This window comes from Arthrobacter sp. TJ-217 (assembly GCF_058269255.1).
In genome coordinates this window covers 1-15,980 of sequence record NZ_JBZCNJ010000007.1, presented here as the reverse complement: position 1 = coordinate 15,980, position 15,980 = coordinate 1, and the positions used below count along the sequence as shown (strand labels likewise).

At 67.3% G+C, this 15,980-nt stretch carries 15 protein-coding genes and 1 pseudogene; 11 read left to right on the top strand and 5 right to left on the bottom strand.

The window, feature by feature from the left end; all coding sequences use genetic code 11:
- Nucleotides 1-22: 22 nt before the first annotated feature.
- On the bottom strand, nt 23-991 hold the full coding sequence (locus AC4D2R_RS12970; protein ID WP_490940363.1) for a helix-turn-helix transcriptional regulator: 969 nt from the start codon (nt 989-991) through the stop codon (nt 23-25).
- A 428-nt stretch (nt 992-1,419) separates the two neighbouring features.
- Between AC4D2R_RS12970 and AC4D2R_RS12965 the strand changes: the two genes are divergently transcribed.
- The 5 genes from AC4D2R_RS12965 (at nt 1,420) to AC4D2R_RS12945 (ending at nt 4,856) form a co-directional block, all read left to right on the top strand.
- Nucleotides 1,420-1,557 carry a hypothetical protein gene (locus AC4D2R_RS12965; protein ID WP_490940362.1) on the top strand — a complete coding sequence of 46 codons (138 nt, stop codon included), beginning with the start codon at nt 1,420-1,422 and terminating at the stop codon, nt 1,555-1,557.
- A 104-nt stretch (nt 1,558-1,661) separates the two neighbouring features.
- Nucleotides 1,662-2,624 (top strand): lantibiotic dehydratase C-terminal domain-containing protein, encoded by a 963-nt coding sequence (locus AC4D2R_RS12960; protein ID WP_490940361.1) that lies wholly within the window; start codon nt 1,662-1,664, stop codon nt 2,622-2,624.
- Between the two features lie 51 nt (nt 2,625-2,675).
- Nucleotides 2,676-2,867 (top strand): hypothetical protein, encoded by a 192-nt coding sequence (locus AC4D2R_RS12955; protein WP_490900501.1) that lies wholly within the window; start codon nt 2,676-2,678, stop codon nt 2,865-2,867.
- A 229-nt stretch (nt 2,868-3,096) separates the two neighbouring features.
- Nucleotides 3,097-3,780: a GAF and ANTAR domain-containing protein gene (locus AC4D2R_RS12950; protein ID WP_490940360.1), complete on the top strand. Its 684-nt coding sequence runs from the start codon at nt 3,097-3,099 to the stop codon at nt 3,778-3,780.
- A 44-nt stretch (nt 3,781-3,824) separates the two neighbouring features.
- On the top strand, nt 3,825-4,856 hold the full coding sequence (locus tag AC4D2R_RS12945; RefSeq protein WP_490940359.1) for a Gfo/Idh/MocA family protein: 1,032 nt from the start codon (nt 3,825-3,827) through the stop codon (nt 4,854-4,856).
- A gap of 37 nt (nt 4,857-4,893) precedes the next feature.
- Here the strand turns inward: AC4D2R_RS12945 and ald are convergent, their stop codons facing one another.
- Nucleotides 4,894-6,006 (bottom strand): alanine dehydrogenase, encoded by a 1,113-nt coding sequence (gene ald / locus AC4D2R_RS12940; protein ID WP_490940357.1) that lies wholly within the window; start codon nt 6,004-6,006, stop codon nt 4,894-4,896.
- Between the two features lie 329 nt (nt 6,007-6,335).
- Here ald and AC4D2R_RS12935 point away from each other — a divergent pair, with 329 nt between their 5' ends.
- Nucleotides 6,336-7,550 carry a PucR family transcriptional regulator gene (locus tag AC4D2R_RS12935; protein ID WP_490940356.1) on the top strand — a complete coding sequence of 405 codons (1,215 nt, stop codon included), beginning with the start codon at nt 6,336-6,338 and terminating at the stop codon, nt 7,548-7,550.
- Here the strand turns inward: AC4D2R_RS12935 and AC4D2R_RS12930 are convergent.
- The gene (locus AC4D2R_RS12930; RefSeq protein WP_490940354.1) at nt 7,547-7,927 is read right to left on the bottom strand and encodes a helix-turn-helix domain-containing protein; all 381 of its coding nucleotides are present in this window, start codon (nt 7,925-7,927) and stop codon (nt 7,547-7,549) included. The two genes, AC4D2R_RS12935 and AC4D2R_RS12930, sit on opposite strands and share 4 nt — an antisense overlap.
- Before the next feature lie 513 nt (nt 7,928-8,440).
- On the opposite strand from AC4D2R_RS12930, the gene AC4D2R_RS12925 reads away from it, so the two are divergent.
- From AC4D2R_RS12925 to AC4D2R_RS12905, 5 genes are all read left to right on the top strand, one after another.
- Nucleotides 8,441-9,196 carry a MerR family transcriptional regulator gene (locus AC4D2R_RS12925; protein WP_490940353.1) on the top strand — a complete coding sequence of 252 codons (756 nt, stop codon included), beginning with the start codon at nt 8,441-8,443 and terminating at the stop codon, nt 9,194-9,196.
- A 268-nt stretch (nt 9,197-9,464) separates the two neighbouring features.
- Nucleotides 9,465-11,165: an NAD(P)/FAD-dependent oxidoreductase gene (locus tag AC4D2R_RS12920; RefSeq protein WP_490940352.1), complete on the top strand. Its 1,701-nt coding sequence runs from the start codon at nt 9,465-9,467 to the stop codon at nt 11,163-11,165.
- Nucleotides 11,162-12,634 carry an ATP-binding protein gene (locus AC4D2R_RS12915; protein WP_490940351.1) on the top strand — a complete coding sequence of 491 codons (1,473 nt, stop codon included), beginning with the start codon at nt 11,162-11,164 and terminating at the stop codon, nt 12,632-12,634. The genes AC4D2R_RS12920 and AC4D2R_RS12915 overlap by 4 nt, the downstream gene beginning before the upstream one ends.
- The gene (locus AC4D2R_RS12910) at nt 12,631-14,544 is read left to right on the top strand and encodes a Na+/H+ antiporter (RefSeq protein ID WP_490940350.1); all 1,914 of its coding nucleotides are present in this window, start codon (nt 12,631-12,633) and stop codon (nt 14,542-14,544) included. Before AC4D2R_RS12915 ends, AC4D2R_RS12910 begins: the two co-directional genes overlap by 4 nt.
- Before the next feature lie 138 nt (nt 14,545-14,682).
- Nucleotides 14,683-15,528, top strand: a complete 846-nt coding sequence (locus tag AC4D2R_RS12905; protein ID WP_490900512.1) for an HpcH/HpaI aldolase/citrate lyase family protein — start codon at nt 14,683-14,685, stop codon at nt 15,526-15,528.
- Here AC4D2R_RS12905 and AC4D2R_RS12900 read toward each other — a convergent pair.
- Complete coding sequence (locus AC4D2R_RS12900) at nt 15,507-15,755, bottom strand: zinc-ribbon domain-containing protein (RefSeq protein ID WP_490940349.1); 249 nt, start codon at nt 15,753-15,755, stop codon at nt 15,507-15,509. The genes AC4D2R_RS12905 and AC4D2R_RS12900 overlap by 22 nt on opposite strands.
- A gap of 114 nt (nt 15,756-15,869) precedes the next feature.
- A pseudogene (locus AC4D2R_RS12895) lies at nt 15,870-15,980 on the bottom strand (acyl-CoA desaturase); the annotation flags it as partial.

Here is a 15,980-nt window from a genome sequence, read left to right as displayed (position 1 = left end):
ACCGGTAGGCAACAATTGTTGCCTAAAGCCACCCAGCGTCGCGAGCCTTGAGGCCCGCCTGGAAGCGGCTTTCCGCATGCAGCGTCTCGAGCATCCAAGCGATGTGCCGCCGGCAGGTGCGCACGTTGATGTCCAGCCGCCGTGCGATCGACTCGTCGGAGAGTCCGGCGGCGAGGCCCTGGAGGATGGAGCGCTGGATGCTGTTCAGGGGCGAGGGGCTCGGCTCCGCGTCGAGGAACGGGGTGCTCAGCTCCCACGCCACATCGAACAGCAGCGTGAAGATGTGGATCAGGTTGGGGTCGCGGATGACCAGTGCCGCTTTGTCCTTGGCGTCGAGCTGCCGCGCCACAAGCGCGAGCTTCTGGTCGAAGATCATCATCCGCAGCGGCACGAACGGCAGGGCGCCGAATTCCCCGCCCCCGGCCTGGATCGCCACCACCGCCTTCCGGGTGGGCACATGGTCGCGCGTGCTCACGTCGTAGAGGGTCTTGCGGCGCACGCCCCGGGCCAGCAGTTCGAGGTCCTTGCGGATGCTCTCCTCGTGCACGTCGGCCGTCGACCCCTGGCCCGGCTGGGCGATGAGGACCTTCTCCGAAACGTCACGGCCGTAGTCGATCAGGACACGGTGGATCAGGTGCGGATCCTCAAGGGTCTCGACCGAGGTGCTCGATGCGCTGTGCTTCCGTGCTTCGAGGAAGGTGGGGACAAGGCTCGAGAGTTCCCTGCGCCGGGCACTGATCCTGGTCTTGAGCTCCTGCAGCGCACGCTCATCCGCATCGACGAGGTCGGCGAGGGCGACATCGGGGGAGACCGCGACATAGCCGTCGCTTCCGAAGGTGCGGGGGCTGATCAGCCTCCGGCTCGACAGTTCAAGCACCGCCTCGTCGATATCCCGCAGGGTGTAGCCCAGCGCCTCCGATGCCTGGCTGCGTGTCCATCCCGGGTTCTCCACGGCGAAGCGGTACAGCTCCAGACACGTGCCGTCGAGCATTGGGCCTCCTTGTAGGTGCATACCGGACAGCACTCCTCCACAGACTACAGAGCCTCCGACCCGACCTTCGGCACCTCTGAAAAAAATAGAGGCGTAATGCCGCAGCCTCGGGAAAAATAGGACATGTCCAGTTAATGACACGGCCCGCAAATGAGCAATCTTGAGCATCGAAAACGGCTGGAAAAAGCGCGATCACGCGGCGGGGAGGGTAATGCCCACCGGCCCCACGCCTATCGCTTCAGGGCGCCACGTCAGTAAACGGCCATGTCCTGAAGCGGTCATCCGAGGGAGTGGACACCGAATCTCCGGGGCGTCCATTCTAAGAGAGCCGGAGCCGCAGTGGGAGAGCGCAGGCGGCCCCGTTGATAGACACGATCCAATGCCCGCCGCTCCTGTGGGGGACTGGCTGAGTTCGAGAGGTGACATTCATGAAGAGAATATTGGGCGCGACCGCCGGAGCACTTGTACTGCTCGCAATGGCCGCACCGGCAACGCCGGCGATGGCAGCGGCAGGCGCGGACTCCACCGGTCGGGTCGTGACAAGCAGTTGGGACTGGCCCAAGTAGGGCCGTTCTCCACAAAACGGAGCGGCCCGGCAGGAAGCGCCGGCGCTGCTCCCCCAGATCCCGCCCCCAGTGGGGGTAACCACAAACCCTGAAGGAGAGGGCCAATGAGTCAGCTGACCGCCGTTCGAACCGCCTCACGAACGGTCGGAAGCACTCAATGGTGGCATCTCTCCCTCTCAACGGGTGGCTTCGACGTAGCGGACGGCATCGTTGATGAGCTGGTTACCCCCCTGGTGGCGCAGGCGCACGCTCTCGGAGCGAAGCGGTGGTACTTCACGCGCGCCAAAACCCAAAGCGGTGACCAGGTCCGCCTGAACATCCAGGCCCATCCCCGCGTCATTGAGCGCCTGCGCATGTTCCAACGCGCCCTCCAGTCACGGAGGGGCGGCGTGCTCCCGAAAATCACGGTCGTGCAGCACCTCTCAAGCCCGGTCAGCACCCTCTATTCCTTTGGCAGCCCGCTGCCCACCGATCCCCAGCTTGAATCCGATGTCCTCCGTTACGGGGGAATCGAAGGACTCGAACTTGCCGAAGAGGTCTTCGAGTTGAGCTCCGAACTCGCTGCGTGGGCCACCCAGCGGTTCACCAAGACACAGAGCCGGTCCGCACTTGGAGCGCTGCTGCTTTTCGACGCGGCCCAGAGCATGATGCGCGGCCCCCGCTCCGGTTCGTGGCCGCAGCGGCGCAGGCAGACGTGGGAAGCCTACTGGGACAACCATCTCGAGATCTGCACAACCGAGGTGGGGCCACGGGCCGGTTCGGTGCGTGAAGCAATGCGGCAGCAGGTGAGCGTGAAAACCCCGCCTTTCCACGCCTTGATGGGCGCAACGACCGCCGAGGCCGCCGTCCAAGCGTGGCGGCGCCGGTGGTTCCGCGGCCTCGACTCCTATTTGGAAAGGGCGGAAAAGGCCAGAGTCAGCCGCACCGCCCAGCACCTGACCGTCCATCAGGCGCACGGCACCATCAACCGCCTTGGCTTCCTGCCGCGGGAGGAAGCCGCCCTCGGGCTTTACGCACGCACCTGGCAGCCCCCCAGCCGCGGCGTCCGAAGCCGAAGCTCGATCTGACTGGAATGCGCCATCCCACGGCGTTCCTTCAACACCAGGATGAGGAACATCATGAGCACTCGTAAGGACATCGTGCTTGCTTCTGATAGCGATGAGCTCTCCATCGCGCTGGGCTGCACGCCGGCGGTGATCGAGGATCTTCACGACCGGGGGGTCCTTGCGCGCCATGGCGAACTCTGGGAGGTCGGCCCTGCCCGGGACTACCTTCGGGATGCGGCGTGGGCCGACAACCTCTGGCACTAGGCCCGCAGGCCCGGCCCGACAAGCGCGGCGGAGACTTCCCGCCCCGGTAGACTTTTGCGAGAATCCGGGTGCGCCGCCCGGTCGGATATCTCGGGAAAGTGCAGGAATGCGGGAAGTAGTTCAAACAGGGCACGGGTCAGCGCGGCACCCCGCCCGCTCCTTGGGCTCTGCGGACGATGACGGGTCGCGGAGCGATCCGGAAACCGCGGCGCAGCTGCAGGATCTGCTGGTGGACCAGCCGGACGTGCGCACCTTCCTCCAGGAACTCGCCGAGCTGGCCGGGTCAACGCTGAGTGCCTACGGCACCACCTACTGCGGAATAACGCTGCAGCGCAACCGCAGCCAGCAGTTCACCGTGGCCAGCAGCGACGATCTGGCCCGGCACATGGACGAGGTGCAGTACGACCACGACGACGGCCCCTGCCTCAGCGCCCTGCGGACCGACCGCGAAGTCTTCATCGCCGACGTGACCCGGGACGGGCGCTGGCCCGAATTCATGACCCACATCGCCCAGCACGGTGTTGGTGCGATGTTCTGCCTTCCGCTGCGGCTCGAGGGCTCCGCCCGCGCTGCGCTGAACCTCTACGCTGACGACGCCGCGGTGTTCACCGGCCCCTTCAAGGTTCTGGCGCGCTCCTTCGCCCTCCAGGCGTCGCAGGCCCTGCGCATGACAGTGCGCGTCGCCCACCACGCGGCCGCCGCCGAAGACCTGCGGGCGGTCCTCGAAACCCGCACCGAAATCGACCTCGCCGTCGGCATCCTCATGGGACGCAACAACTGTTCCCAAGAGGAGGCATTCGACCTGCTGCGCAAGCAATCGAACGATCGGAACATCAAGGTGCGCAGCCTCGCGGCGGACATCGTCCGGACCCTGAACGGGTCAACCCCCGACACCCACTTCGACCACTCCTGACCGGGCGCCGCCGGCACGCTGACCCCGCCCGGTAGGCTGGGGCAATGCAGAAAATCCGAGTGGTCCTCCTGGGGTACGGTCTGGGCGGCAGGGTCTTCCATGCCCCATTCATTGCCGCCGACCCGCGCTACGAACTCACCGCGATCGTCACCGCCGATCCGGAGCGGGCCGCGGCCGCCCGCCGGGACCATCCGGGGGCCTCGGTCATTTCCTCCGCGGGGGAGGCGCTGACCGCGGGCCAGGCCGACCTCGCCGTGATCAGCACTCCGCCGGCCACCCACGCGGAACTGGCGGAGGGGGCACTCCTTGCATCGCACCATGTCGTCGTCGACAAGCCCTTCGTCGTCGAAAGCGCGGCCGGTGAGCGGCTCGTCGCCCTTGCCGCCTCCAAGGGGCAGGCCCTGAGCGTGTTCCAGAACCGGCGCTGGGACGGTGACTTCCTCACCGTCGAAAAGCTGGTGCGCGACGGCGCCCTTGGGCGGATTCGGCGGTTTGAATCCCGCATCGAGTCTTTCAAGCCGGCCGTTTCCAAACCCTGGAAGGCCAGTGCAGGGGCCGCCGAGGGCGGCGGCATCCTCTATGACCTCGGCCCCCACCTCATCGATCAGGCGCTGCGGCTGTTTGGGCCGGCCGACCTGCTGCACGCCGAAATTTCCACGGGCAGGGCAGGGGGCGGCCCCGACGACGATGCGTTCCTTGTCCTGCTCCACGGGGAGGGAGTGGTTTCCCATCTGGCCATGAACTCGCTGGCGCCGCAGGCTGGTCCCCGTTTCCGGGTAACCGGGACAAGCTCATCTTTCACGAAGTGGGGGATGGATCCGCAGGAGGCCTCAATCGTTTCCGGTGCCCGCCCCACGGATGCCGACTACGGGGTGGAGCCGCAGGGCCGGGAGGGACGTCTTGGCCATGACGGCGCAACGGTCCCCGTCACCACCGAAAAAGGCGACTACGCGGAGTTCTACCGGGGGCTGGCGGCCGCCCTGCTCGAGGGCGGCCCAGCGCCGGTCGATCCCCAGGAATCGCTGGCGGGCCTGCGGCTCATCGAGCGGGCCCACCGGGTTGCCTCGCGGTTCTAGGGCGAACCCCTAGCATCCCGCCGAAGGACACCCGTCCCTAAACCAGCTCGCGCCAGTCCTCGGCCAGCTCAAGCCCGTGCGCCTCGGAGATCGACGAGTGTGCCACCTGCCCGGCGGCGATGTTGAGTCCGCGCGCCAGGGCGGGATCCGCCTCGAAGGCCGCGCGCACGCCCTTGTTGGCAAGCGCCGCTGCGTAGCGCAGGGTGACGTTGGTCAATGCGTAGGTCGACGTGTTGGGCACGGCCCCGGGCATGTTGCCGACGCAGTAGAACAGGGAGTTGTGCACCCGGAAGGTTGGGTCTTCGTGGGTTGTGACCCGGGAGTCCTCGAAGCAGCCGCCCTGGTCGACTGCGATGTCCACCAGCACGCTCCCGGGCTTCATCCGCGCCACGAGGTCGTTGGTGACAAGCTTGGGTGCCTTCGCGCCCGGGATCAGGACCGATCCGATCACGAGGTCGGCCTCAAGCACCGATTTCTCGATCTCGAAGGCGTTCGAGGCGACGGTCTTGACCCGCCCGGAGTAGAGGGCGTCGAGCTCGCGCAGACGTGCAATGTTGATGTCGAGGATCGTCACGTCGGCGCCGGTTCCCACTGCCATCGCCGTGGCGTTCGTCCCGGCAACGCCGGCGCCCAACACGGTGACCTTCGCCGGGCGCACGCCCGCGACTCCTCCCAGGAGCAGGCCCGGGCCGCCGGCGGGCGCGGTCATGACCTGCGCTCCGACCTGCACGGAGAGCCGGCCCGCGACCTCCGACATGGGGGCGAGCAAGGGGAGGGAACGCCCGTCCTGGACGGTCTCGTAGGCGATGGCCGTCACTCCCGATTCCAGGAGGGCCCTCGTGAGCGCGGGCTCTGCAGCAAGGTGAAGGTAGGTGAAAAGGATGAGCCCGCTGCGGAAGCGCGGGTACTCCTGTGCGATCGGCTCCTTCACCTTCATCACCATGTCCGCGCGGGCCCACACCTCGTCGGCTGCATCAACGATCTCCGCGCCAGCGGATCCATATTCCACATCAGTGATATTCGAGCCGGCACCGGCGCCGCGCTCCACCAGCACGGTGTGGCCGTGTGCCTTGAATTCGTGAACACCGGAGGCGGTGATGGCCACGCGGAACTCGTTGTTCTTAACTTCTTTAGGGACACCGATGATCATGGGGTTCTCCAGAGCACATAAGGGAAAGGCGCCGATCAGGCTTCTCCACAGTATGGCCGCTCAATGGCGGTGCTGTCTCCGGTGGAACAACGCCGGCGGCGGCACGCGGAGAGGGCTGCTGGTCCCCCGCGGAGCCGGGAACGCGCGTGGCCGCCACCTTGGATGCGCAGCGCCGGGGCAGCCGGGGACGTTTCCCCGGATCCGGATTCTGCGGTCCGCTGTTGTGACCGCGCTCACTAGCAGTGCCGCCCCCCTGTTGCAATCGACAGGTGTCGAGTCCGGGGACGGCAATTGTCGCCGTCCCCGCACCCACACCCTAAGCTGGATCGGTGCAGACCCCCGCCATTGAAGACGCCGTCGAGGACATCGCGACCGCCCTCGGCAGGGGGCTCTCCCTTGAGGACCTGGACGGAGTGTTGATCGCCTACAGTCGGCACCAGGGTGCCGCGGACCGGGTGAGGGTGAACTTCCTCCTGAGCAAGAAGGTCCCGGCGGACGTTCACGCATGGCAGATGCGGCACGGGGTCGGAAGCGCCGTCCGGCCCGTCGCCGTTCCGGCCAATGCCGAGCTCGGCATGCTTGGGCGGGTGTGCGTCCCGCTGCTCGTGCGCGGGTTCCGGGTGGGTTACCTTTGGGTCCAGCAGGATGCCGAGGAGGATTCGGCCGGAGCGATCCTCGCAGCGCTGCGCACTGTCCGTCCAGGCCTCGACCGGCTCGCCGAGCTGCTCCTTGAAGGCAACACCGCCGACTCCCAGCACCGCAGCGGACGCGAGGCGACCTTTCTCGCCGCCTGCAGCGGCGTCGTCCCCGCCGTCGAGGAGCTGCGCGGCTGGCGGGATATCGACGACGCCGCGGGCCCCTGGCATCTCGCCGTCGTGGTCGAGACCGGCGGCCTGCGCCGGGTCGATCCCGACCCGCAGGCCGACACCCTGAAGCACAGCACCGTCGCACTCCAGGCGACGGTGGGCGTGGTGCCGGTCCTCTTCAGCGCGGGTGCCGCCTCCCACGCGGTGTTCCTCGCAACGGGAATCGGCCGGGCCACCCATGCGACGGTATTGGAGCGCTACCGCCAGGGCCTTGCCCAGCGCACCGGCAGGCACCCCGGGAGGCTCGTGCTGGGCATCAGTGAGACCTTCACCGACCTCCGCGGACTGCCCGGTGCATACTCCCAGGCCGGGCAGGCGGCCCAGGCCGGCGCGGTCGACCAGCAACTGGGCGAAGTTGTCGAATACCGGGCAATCGGCGCCTACCAGTTCCTGGCGGCGATGGGATGGCAGCTCTCGGCGGCGCACAGCGTCTACTTCACCGAACTCGAGGAGCAGGACGGCGACGGCGAACTGCTGCCCGTCCTTGAACTGCTTTACGACAAGAACGGATCAGTCCAGGACGTTGCAACCCAGCTGCACCTTCACCGCAGCAGTGTCTACAACCGGCTGGCCCGGATGCGCTCGATCATCGGAGCCGATCCGCTGGCCGGTGGAGTGCGCCTTGAGCTGCACCTGGCGCTGAAGGCCCGCCGCTGGATGCTCCGGCCCCGCTTCTAGCTGCCCGCGGCGCTCCTGCCCTGGTGCCGCAGCCACTCCTCGATATCCCCGCGCCGGAAGCGCCGGTGGGAGCCCCGGTATTCGACGGGGATGTCCCCGGCGTCGGTCAGGTTGCGGAGGTAGGTCGGCGAAATGCCCGCAAGCTCGGCGGCCTGGGAGGTGGTGAGGAAATCGGCCACCGACGAGCACTGCACCGTGCTTCCGGCGGCCAGCCGCTGAAGCAGGTCAAGGACGCCGTCGCGGGCCGCCGGCGGGAGCCGGTACGCCGTCCCGTCCACGAACACGGTGACGTCGGCACTGTCCGCCAGCGCTCGGTTGAGGGCGCCCGCTTCCTTTGTTGGCAGCGGTCCGGTTATGCGTGGAGCGTTCGGCGGCATGAGGACATTGTGCCAAACATCCGCGCCGCGCCCGACTACTTGCACGCAGCAGGGTTTCCACGTGGTATAGACGGGCCTATTCTGGATATTGGAAGTACCCTTACCGTCGCGCGAAGCCAGCGTAGGCTCCGCCAAGGTTTGAAATGGTGAAGACAATGACAACAATCAATCATGGTGCCGCGCTGGGCTCAGCACGGCCAGCGGTTCGGCCCGGCGATCCCGGCGAAATGCCGTGGTGCCCCGTCTGCAACACCGACCAGTTCCTGATCTTCGAAGAGTTCATTCCAGCGCGCCAGCCGGATGCCGGCAATTTCCTTTCCGCAAGCGCCGGATACTCCTGCTCAGAGTGCGGGAGCTTCAACGCGCACGCCGTGCCCTCTACCTGGCGGCCGCCGCACTGGTTCTGGTACAGCTGACGCCGCAGGCCCGGAGGGCCTGAATGAGCGTTTGACCTTGACGCAGCGTCAATTCCTAGACTGAATTCCGCAGGAAAAAGGAACAGGGAGAAACGCTGTGGAAAGGTCGATTCACGATGTCGCCCGCCTTGCAGGGACGACGAGCAGGACCCTCCGCCACTATGGCGCGATGGGCCTGCTCAATCCTTCACGGGTAGGCGCCAACGGTTACCGCTACTACGACGACGACGCCTTGGTGCGCCTCCAACGTATCCTCCTCCTGCGCGGATTCGGGCTTGCGCTGCCCGCCATCAGGAACATCCTCGATGGCGGTGAACAGCCCGCCGCGGCGCTGCGTGCCCATCTCGGGCAGCTGCGCCGCGAACAACAGCGGATCGGCAAGCAGATCGAATCGGTGCTTGGCACCGTGCGCAATCTAGAGAGAGGAGAACCGCTCATGGCGGAGAACATGTTCGAGGGCTTCGACCACACCCAGTACAAGGAGGAGGTGGAGCAGCGGTGGGGTGCAGACGCCTACGCGTCGGCCGATGCCTGGTGGAGGGCCAAGAGCGATACCGAACGCAAGGAGTACTCCGCGGCGGCCAAGCGGCTCGCCGATCGATGGATCACCGCTGCATCATCCGGGGAGCGGCCCGACGGCGTCCACGCCCAGGCGCTCGCCGACGAGCACTACCGGTGGCTGGCGGAGGCGCCGGGCATTCCGCGTGAGGGTGGCATGCCGGCCAAGGATTACGTCATCGGCCTCGGTGAGATGTACGTCGCAGATCCCCGTTTCAGCGCCGTCTACGGCGGTGCCGCCGGTGCCGGATTCGTCCGCGACGCGCTGCGGACCTTCGCCGACGCCAACCTCTGAGCCGGTACCGGGCGGACCCGTGGAGCGACGATCCGTGCCCGCCCGGGTTCGCCCGCCGGAGCCCCGGAACCCTGACCCCGCTTCCCACCGGAGGAGGGGGGTATTGACCCCCGGTTGAAACAGGTGATTCGATAAGCGCGTGTGCTTCGACGCGCACCGAATGCAGGAGGCCCTGTGACGGGATCAGCTGTTGTTTCAGGGGGCGGGAGCAGAAAAGCTGCCGAAGTATTAGGTGCCGGACCAGCGGGCCGTTGTCTTCTGGAGCGCCGTGACTGCCTTGTCTAACGGCCAGCGCCAGGGAACCGGCGCGAGGGGGCTTGTCGCGATCCTCACCGTCGACGACGAGCCAAGCGTGTCCCGCGCCGTCGCAAGGGATCTCCGACGGCGCTTCGGTGAGGAATACCGGATAGTACGCGCCGATTCGGGTGCCGAGGCGCTCACCGCGCTGCGGGAGCTCAAGCTCCGCGGCGATGAGGTGGCCCTGCTGATCGCCGACCACCGGATGCCCGAAATGAACGGCATCCAGTTCCTTGAAGCAGCGCTCGACATCTACCCGGCCGCACGCCGCATGCTGCTGACGGCCTACGCCGACACCAGCGCCGCCATTGACGCCATCAACGTTGTCGACCTCGACCACTACCTGCTCAAGCCCTGGGACCCGCCCGAGCAGAAACTGTATCCGGTTGTCGATTCGCTTCTTGAGTCCTGGCGCACCGCCGAACGCCGTCCGGTGCGCACCACAACCATCATCGGGCACCGCTGGTCGGCCCGCTCCGTCGAAGTGCGTGAATTCCTCGCAAGGAACCAGGTGTCGTACCGGTGGCTGTCCTCCACCGAACCGGAGGGGCTGCGCGTGCTTGCGGCGGCCGGCGCCGATGCCTCGGTGCTCCCGGTGGTGGTCACCGACACCGGCGAAGCGCTTATCGCCCCGAGCGACGCCGAACTCGCGGCACGCGTCGGCCTCAGCACCGCCCCGCTCGAGGAGTTTTACGACCTCGTCGTGGTGGGCGGCGGGCCGGCCGGGCTGGGGGCCGCCGTCTACGGTGCCTCCGAGGGGCTGCGGACCGTCCTGATCGAGAAGAGCGCCACCGGCGGCCAGGCCGGGCAGAGCTCACGCATCGAGAACTACCTGGGGTTCCCCGACGGCGTGTCCGGAGCACAGCTCGCGGACCGGGCGAGGCGCCAGGCCTCGAAGTTCGGCGCCGAGGTGCTGACCACCCGCAACATGACCGGCCTCCAGGCCCGCGGCGGTGCGCGCGTTGTCACCTTCGCCGATGGGACGGAGATCGCAGGCCACGCCATCGTCCTCGCCATGGGCGTCGCCTACAAGACCCTGGCCGGAGAAGGACTCGCGAACCTCACCGACCGGGGCGTGTTCTACGGTGCGGCCACGTCGTCGGCGGCCGAATGCGCCGGCGAGGACGTCTACATCGTGGGCGGAGCGAATTCCGCGGGCCAGGCCGCCATCTTCTTCGCGCGCACTGCCCGCTCCGTCAAGGTGCTCATCCGTTCCTCGACCCTGCGCACCTCGATGTCCTCCTACCTCATCGACCAGATCGAGGCCACAGAAAACATCGAAGTCCTCCTTGAGGCGGAGGTAGTTTCGGCCCGCGGCGAGGAACACCTCGAGGGGCTGACGCTGCGGAGCCGCGCGACCGGCGGCACCGAGGACGTCGCAACCAACTGGCTTTTCGTCTTCATCGGCGCCGACCCGCACACCGAGAACCTCGAAGGGGTCCTCGTGCGTGACAGCCGCGGGTTCATCGTGACCGGCAACGATCTCCTCATCGACGGCAAGCCGCCGCCGGGCTGGCCGCTGGACCGCATGCCCTTCCCCCTGGAAACCAGCATCCCCGGGGTGTTCGTCGCCGGCGACGTGCGGGCAGGATCGGTCAAGCGCGTCGCCTCCGCCGTCGGGGAAGGTGCCATGGCGGTCACCCTCGCTCACCGCTACCTGGCTCCGCAGTGAACGGGTCCCGGCGCTGCAGCCCCGAGGAGCTGCGCACCCTCTTCCTCTTCGAAAAACTCACCGACGAGCAGCTGGCCTGGATTTGCGAAATCGGCAGCGTCCACTCCTACGGGGCCGAGACCATCTACCGCGAGAACACACCGGCGGTCCGGTTCTACGTCCTGCTCGAGGGCGAGGTGGTCCTGACCCGGCGTGTTGGCGAGGACGACGTCGAACTCGTGCGCACCAGCCAGCGCGGGGTGTACGCCGGCGCAACGCAGGCGTACCTCCGAGACCGGGTTCCGCAGAAGTATCCGACGTCGTTCCTTGCCGCGGTTCCCAGCACGTTCCTTGAGATCGATGCCGCGGACTTCGGGAATCTGATCGCCGACTGGTTCCCGATGGCGCTGCACCTGCTTGAAGGGCTGTTCCTGGGGATGGAAAACACCCGCGAGGTCATCGGCCAGCGGGAGCGCCTGATCGCCCTGGGCTCCCTTTCCGCCAGCCTCACGCACGAGCTTAACAACCCTGCGGCGTCGGCGCTGCGGGCCACCTCAATCCTCAGGGAGCGGGTGGCGGACCTCCGCGACACCATCCACTTCGCGGGGGGCCTGACCGTCTCCCCGGAGGTGCTGGCCCGGCTCGTTGAACTGCAGGATGAAATCCTCAAGCGGGCACACCACAGGTCGGATCTGGGCCCGCTCGAGGTTTCCGACAAGGAAGACGCCTTGGCCGACTGGCTCGAGGACCAGGGCGTCGAAGGGAGCTGGGACCTGGCTGCGACATTCGTCCAGGCGGGCATCGAAGTGGACTGGCTGGCGGAAGCGGCGCGGTGGTCCCCGGACGGCGACGTCAGCGGGGTGCTCCATTGGCTCGCGAACGTCATCGCCACCGAGCAGCTGATGGACGAGATCCAGGACTCGACGTCGCGCATCTCGTCCCTGCTTGTGGCCGCCTCACAGTACTCGCAGCTCGACCGGGCCCCCTACCAGGAGGCGGACGTGCGGACGCTGCTCGACAGCACGCTCGTCATGCTCAACCGGCGGATCGGCAGCGGAATCACGGTCGAGCGGACCTATGACCCGGACCTGCCCCTGGTCCAGTGCTATCCGGCGGAGCTCAACCAGGTGTGGACCAACCTCATCGACAATGCGGTTGCCGCAATGGACGGGCACGGGACGTTGATAGTCACCGCCGTCCGCGAACGCGAGACGGTCATGGTGGAGATCGGGGACACCGGGCCGGGCGTGCCCAAGGACATCCAGGACCGGATCTTCGAACCGTTTTTCACCACCAAACCCGTGGGAAGCGGAACCGGGCTGGGCCTCGATATCTCCTGGCGGATTGTCGTCAACAAGCACCACGGGTCTCTGAAGCTGGTCCCCGGCCCCGGACCCACCCGCTTCCAGGTGCGGCTGCCGCTGAACCAGGCGGTGGAGGTCCCGCCCCCGGGGGCGGGGGTGGAGGGTCCCGAGGTCGCGGACAGGTGAACCTCGCCCTGGGCCTGCTCACGATCGTTGCCGTCATCTGCGCCGGCAGCGCCCTGGCCAGCCGGTGGAGGATGTCGGCCCCGCTCCTGCTCGTTGTGGTCGGGGTCATCGGGTCCTACCTTCCCTTCATCCCTCCGGTGCGCCTCATTCCGGAACTGGTGCTGATCGGGATCCTGCCGCCGTTGCTTTACGCGGCCGCCCTGCGCAGCTCCGTCGTCCAGTTCCGCACCCTCAAACGGCAGATCGCAATGCTGTCCGTCGGCTACATCATCTTCGGGACGGTCGCCGTGGGATTCCTCGTCGCCTGGCTCATCCCCGAAGTGCCCCTGCCCGCGGCGTTCGCCCTTGGGGCCGTCGTCGCGCCCCCCGACGCCGTGGCCGCAACCTCGATCGCCCGCCGCGTCGGGATGCCCCGCCGCGCGGTCGCGCTGCTTGAAGGCGAGTCCCTCGTCAACGACGCCACGGCGCTGGTGCTCCTGCGCTCCTCAATCGCCGCGCTCGCGGGAGGTTTCAGCCTTCTGGAGGTGGCCCTCGAACTGGTGGTGGCGGCAGCCGGCGGAGCGCTCATCGGCACCGGTGCTGCACTGTTGCTGCTGCACATCCGCAAGCGGGTGCGGAACGTCTCAATCAACACCGCCATCTCGCTTGCGGCGCCCTTCGTGGCATTCCTCCCGGCCGAAGCGGTCCACGCCTCGGGGGTGCTCGCCGTCGTCGTGGCCGGCCTCATCATCGGCACCCGGACCCCGGCGATGCCCGGAAGCGCCTCCCGGCTGAGCCAGCGCACCAACTGGGCAACGGTGCAGTTCCTCCTGGAGAACGCGGTGTTCCTGTTGATCGGGCTCCAGGTGCGCTCGATCATCGACGCCGCCATGAAGGACCCGCTCGGCCCACAGCGGGTCTGGATTGTCTGCGGTGCGATCCTGCTCGCGGTGATCCTCCTGCGCCCGGTCTGGGTGTTCCCGGCAAGCTACCTGCCGCGGCTTCTGCCACGGATCAAGAGATCCGAGCCGCCACTGCCGTGGCAATTGCCCGCCGTCGTCTCCTGGGCAGGGATGCGGGGCGTGGTGACCCTCGCGGCTGTGTTTGTGCTTCCCGAGGACATCCAGCACCGGCCGGTGCTCATCCTTGCCGCGCTCGTTGTGGCCGCCGGGACTCTGGCCATCCAGGGCTTCAGCCTGCCCTGGGTGGTGCGCAGGCTGAAACTGCGCGGCCCGGACCGGCGGGAGGACGCCCTGCAGCGGGCGCTGCTGGTCCGGCAATCCACGGGAGCCGGCCTTCATGCACTCGAGGGGCGCGTCAGTGCCGAGGATCCCCCCGAAATACTGGTGATGCTCCGCCGACGCACGAGGGAGTGGAGCAGCGCGGCATGGGAGCGGCTCGGCCGGCCGGAGCATCTAATGCAGACCCCGAGCCAGCGGTATTTCGAACTACGGATGGAAATGCTCGACGCCGAGCGGCGGGAGGTGCTGAACCTGCGCCGCAACGGGCTGTATGCCCCCGAGGTGGTGGATGAGGTCCTCGAGCGCCTTGACTCGGAGGAGGCGATGCTTGAGACCTTCCTTGCCGACGAAGCAGACGACTTCAACGACGCGGACGACCTGATGGGGCTGCCCTCGGCACGGGGAGAACCCCTGCGCCGTAGCGGCCCCGCGCTTGATGGATGCGCACACCTGCTGGTCGCGCCGCAGCGGAGCGCGCCGGAGGATCCCCAGTGCCTCGGCTGCATCCGGGAAGGGACAACGCCGGTGCACCTGCGCATGTGCCTCGAGTGCGGTGAAGTGGGGTGCTGCGAGTCCTCGCCCGGCCTCCACGCCGACCGGCACTTCCGCAACACCGGGCATCCGCTGATGCGCAGCGTCGAGCCCGGTGAATCGTGGCGCTGGTGCTACATGGATGAGGTGCTCGGCTGATCCTCGGCCGACGCCCTTGTAGATCGGTGCGTAATGATGCCACCGAGTCTGTAGCGGATCGGGCGCCGGGCGCCCGAATTGGGCGGCTTGGGGCATCCCCGTTGGATAATGGGCCGCCCCCCTAAGTACTGTTTCCCTATGGCCTCACTTAGAAACAGCCGCGCCGCCGCGCTCCCCGCCAAGCTCTCCCGTTCCTGGCTGCTTGCCTCGGCGGCATCCGAGGCCAACTTCGTTCCGGCGCTGACCTCGGAAGCGGACTCGGTGATCTTCGACATGGAGGACGCCGTGCCCGCCGACGGCAAGGCGGAAGCCCGCGACCGCGTTGTCAATGCGCTGTCCACCGGCATGACCGCATGGGTGCGCGTCAATGGAATCGAAACCGAGTACTGGGCCGATGACCTTGCGGCGCTGTCGGGGGCGCCGGGGCTGCGCGGCGTCATGCTCGCCATGACCGAGAAACCCGAACAGGTCACCCATACGGCAATGCGGCTGAAGGCCGGAACCCCAGTCCTGGCGCTCGTCGAATCGGCACTGGGCATCGAGAACGCAACCGCGATCGCAAGCGCTCCCGGGACCTTCCGCCTTGCATTCGGGGTCGGTGATTTCCGGAGGGACACGGGCGCCTCGGACGACCCGATGGCGCTGGCCTACGCCCGGTCCAAGCTTGTTGTTGCCTCACGCGTGGGGAAGCTCCCCGGCCCCATCGACGGGCCGACCGTGGGGGCGCTGGGTGAGAAACTCCTCGAGGCCTGCCGGGTGACCGCGTCGATGGGCATGACCGGGAAACTGTGCCTTATGCCCGAAGCGGCCGACACGATCAACAAGGGGCTCTCGCCCAGCGACTCGGAGATCCAGTGGGCCGTCGAGCTCCTCGACGCCCATGCCGCAGGCGCCGTGGTGGGCGATGGCTCCTACCTGCCCCGCCTGGCGCGTGCGCAGAAGATTTCCTCGCTCGCCGACTCCTACGGGCTCTGGAACGCCTGACCCGCGAGGGCGCGTTCCTCAGCGCCGCTGATGCCTGAGGCCCCGCCGCAGTTGGTGCACACCTGAAGGCGCTTCCTGCTCACCGTCAACAGCGGGATAAAGAACACCGACAGCTTCGTTTTCCGTTCGATCACCTGCTGGGGGGCGTGCATGCCGCAGTAGCGGCAGGATGCCGGGCTCGTGAAGCGGAGGTTTTCACGGGTTGATAGGCCAAAGAGGAAGAACATACTTCACAGTAACCCGTTTGGCGGGAATTAGACAGCATGCTTACTAACGAGTGGCCATCGGGATGGATCGGGGGCGGACGCGCGACCTGCCGATGTGCCGGGCGGGCGTTACGGCTATTGCCTGCGGAACCGGTTGACCATGGGGCAGTCGAACGGATCGCGGGCGGCAAGGCCGACCCGGTTGAGGTAGGTGACCACGGCGGCGTAAGAAGCGCCGACGCCGAC

Bases quoted from the DNA above. Each gene is read 5' to 3' on its own strand.
- AC4D2R_RS12965 (WP_490940362.1), top strand. From the start codon at position 1,420: ATGAAGAGAATATTGGGCGCGACCGCCGGAGCACTTGTACTGCTCGCA.
- AC4D2R_RS12905 (WP_490900512.1), top strand. From the start codon at position 14,683: ATGGCCTCACTTAGAAACAGCCGCGCCGCCGCGCTCCCCGCCAAGCTC.
- AC4D2R_RS12955 (WP_490900501.1), top strand. From the start codon at position 2,676: ATGAGCACTCGTAAGGACATCGTGCTTGCTTCTGATAGCGATGAGCTC.
- AC4D2R_RS12960 (WP_490940361.1), top strand. From the start codon at position 1,662: ATGAGTCAGCTGACCGCCGTTCGAACCGCCTCACGAACGGTCGGAAGC.
- AC4D2R_RS12970 (WP_490940363.1), bottom strand. From the start codon at position 991: ATGCTCGACGGCACGTGTCTGGAGCTGTACCGCTTCGCCGTGGAGAAC.
- AC4D2R_RS12900 (WP_490940349.1), bottom strand. From the start codon at position 15,755: ATGTTCTTCCTCTTTGGCCTATCAACCCGTGAAAACCTCCGCTTCACG.
- AC4D2R_RS12930 (WP_490940354.1), bottom strand. From the start codon at position 7,927: ATGCCGCCGAACGCTCCACGCATAACCGGACCGCTGCCAACAAAGGAA.
- AC4D2R_RS12945 (WP_490940359.1), top strand. From the start codon at position 3,825: ATGCAGAAAATCCGAGTGGTCCTCCTGGGGTACGGTCTGGGCGGCAGG.
- ald (WP_490940357.1), bottom strand. From the start codon at position 6,006: ATGATCATCGGTGTCCCTAAAGAAGTTAAGAACAACGAGTTCCGCGTG.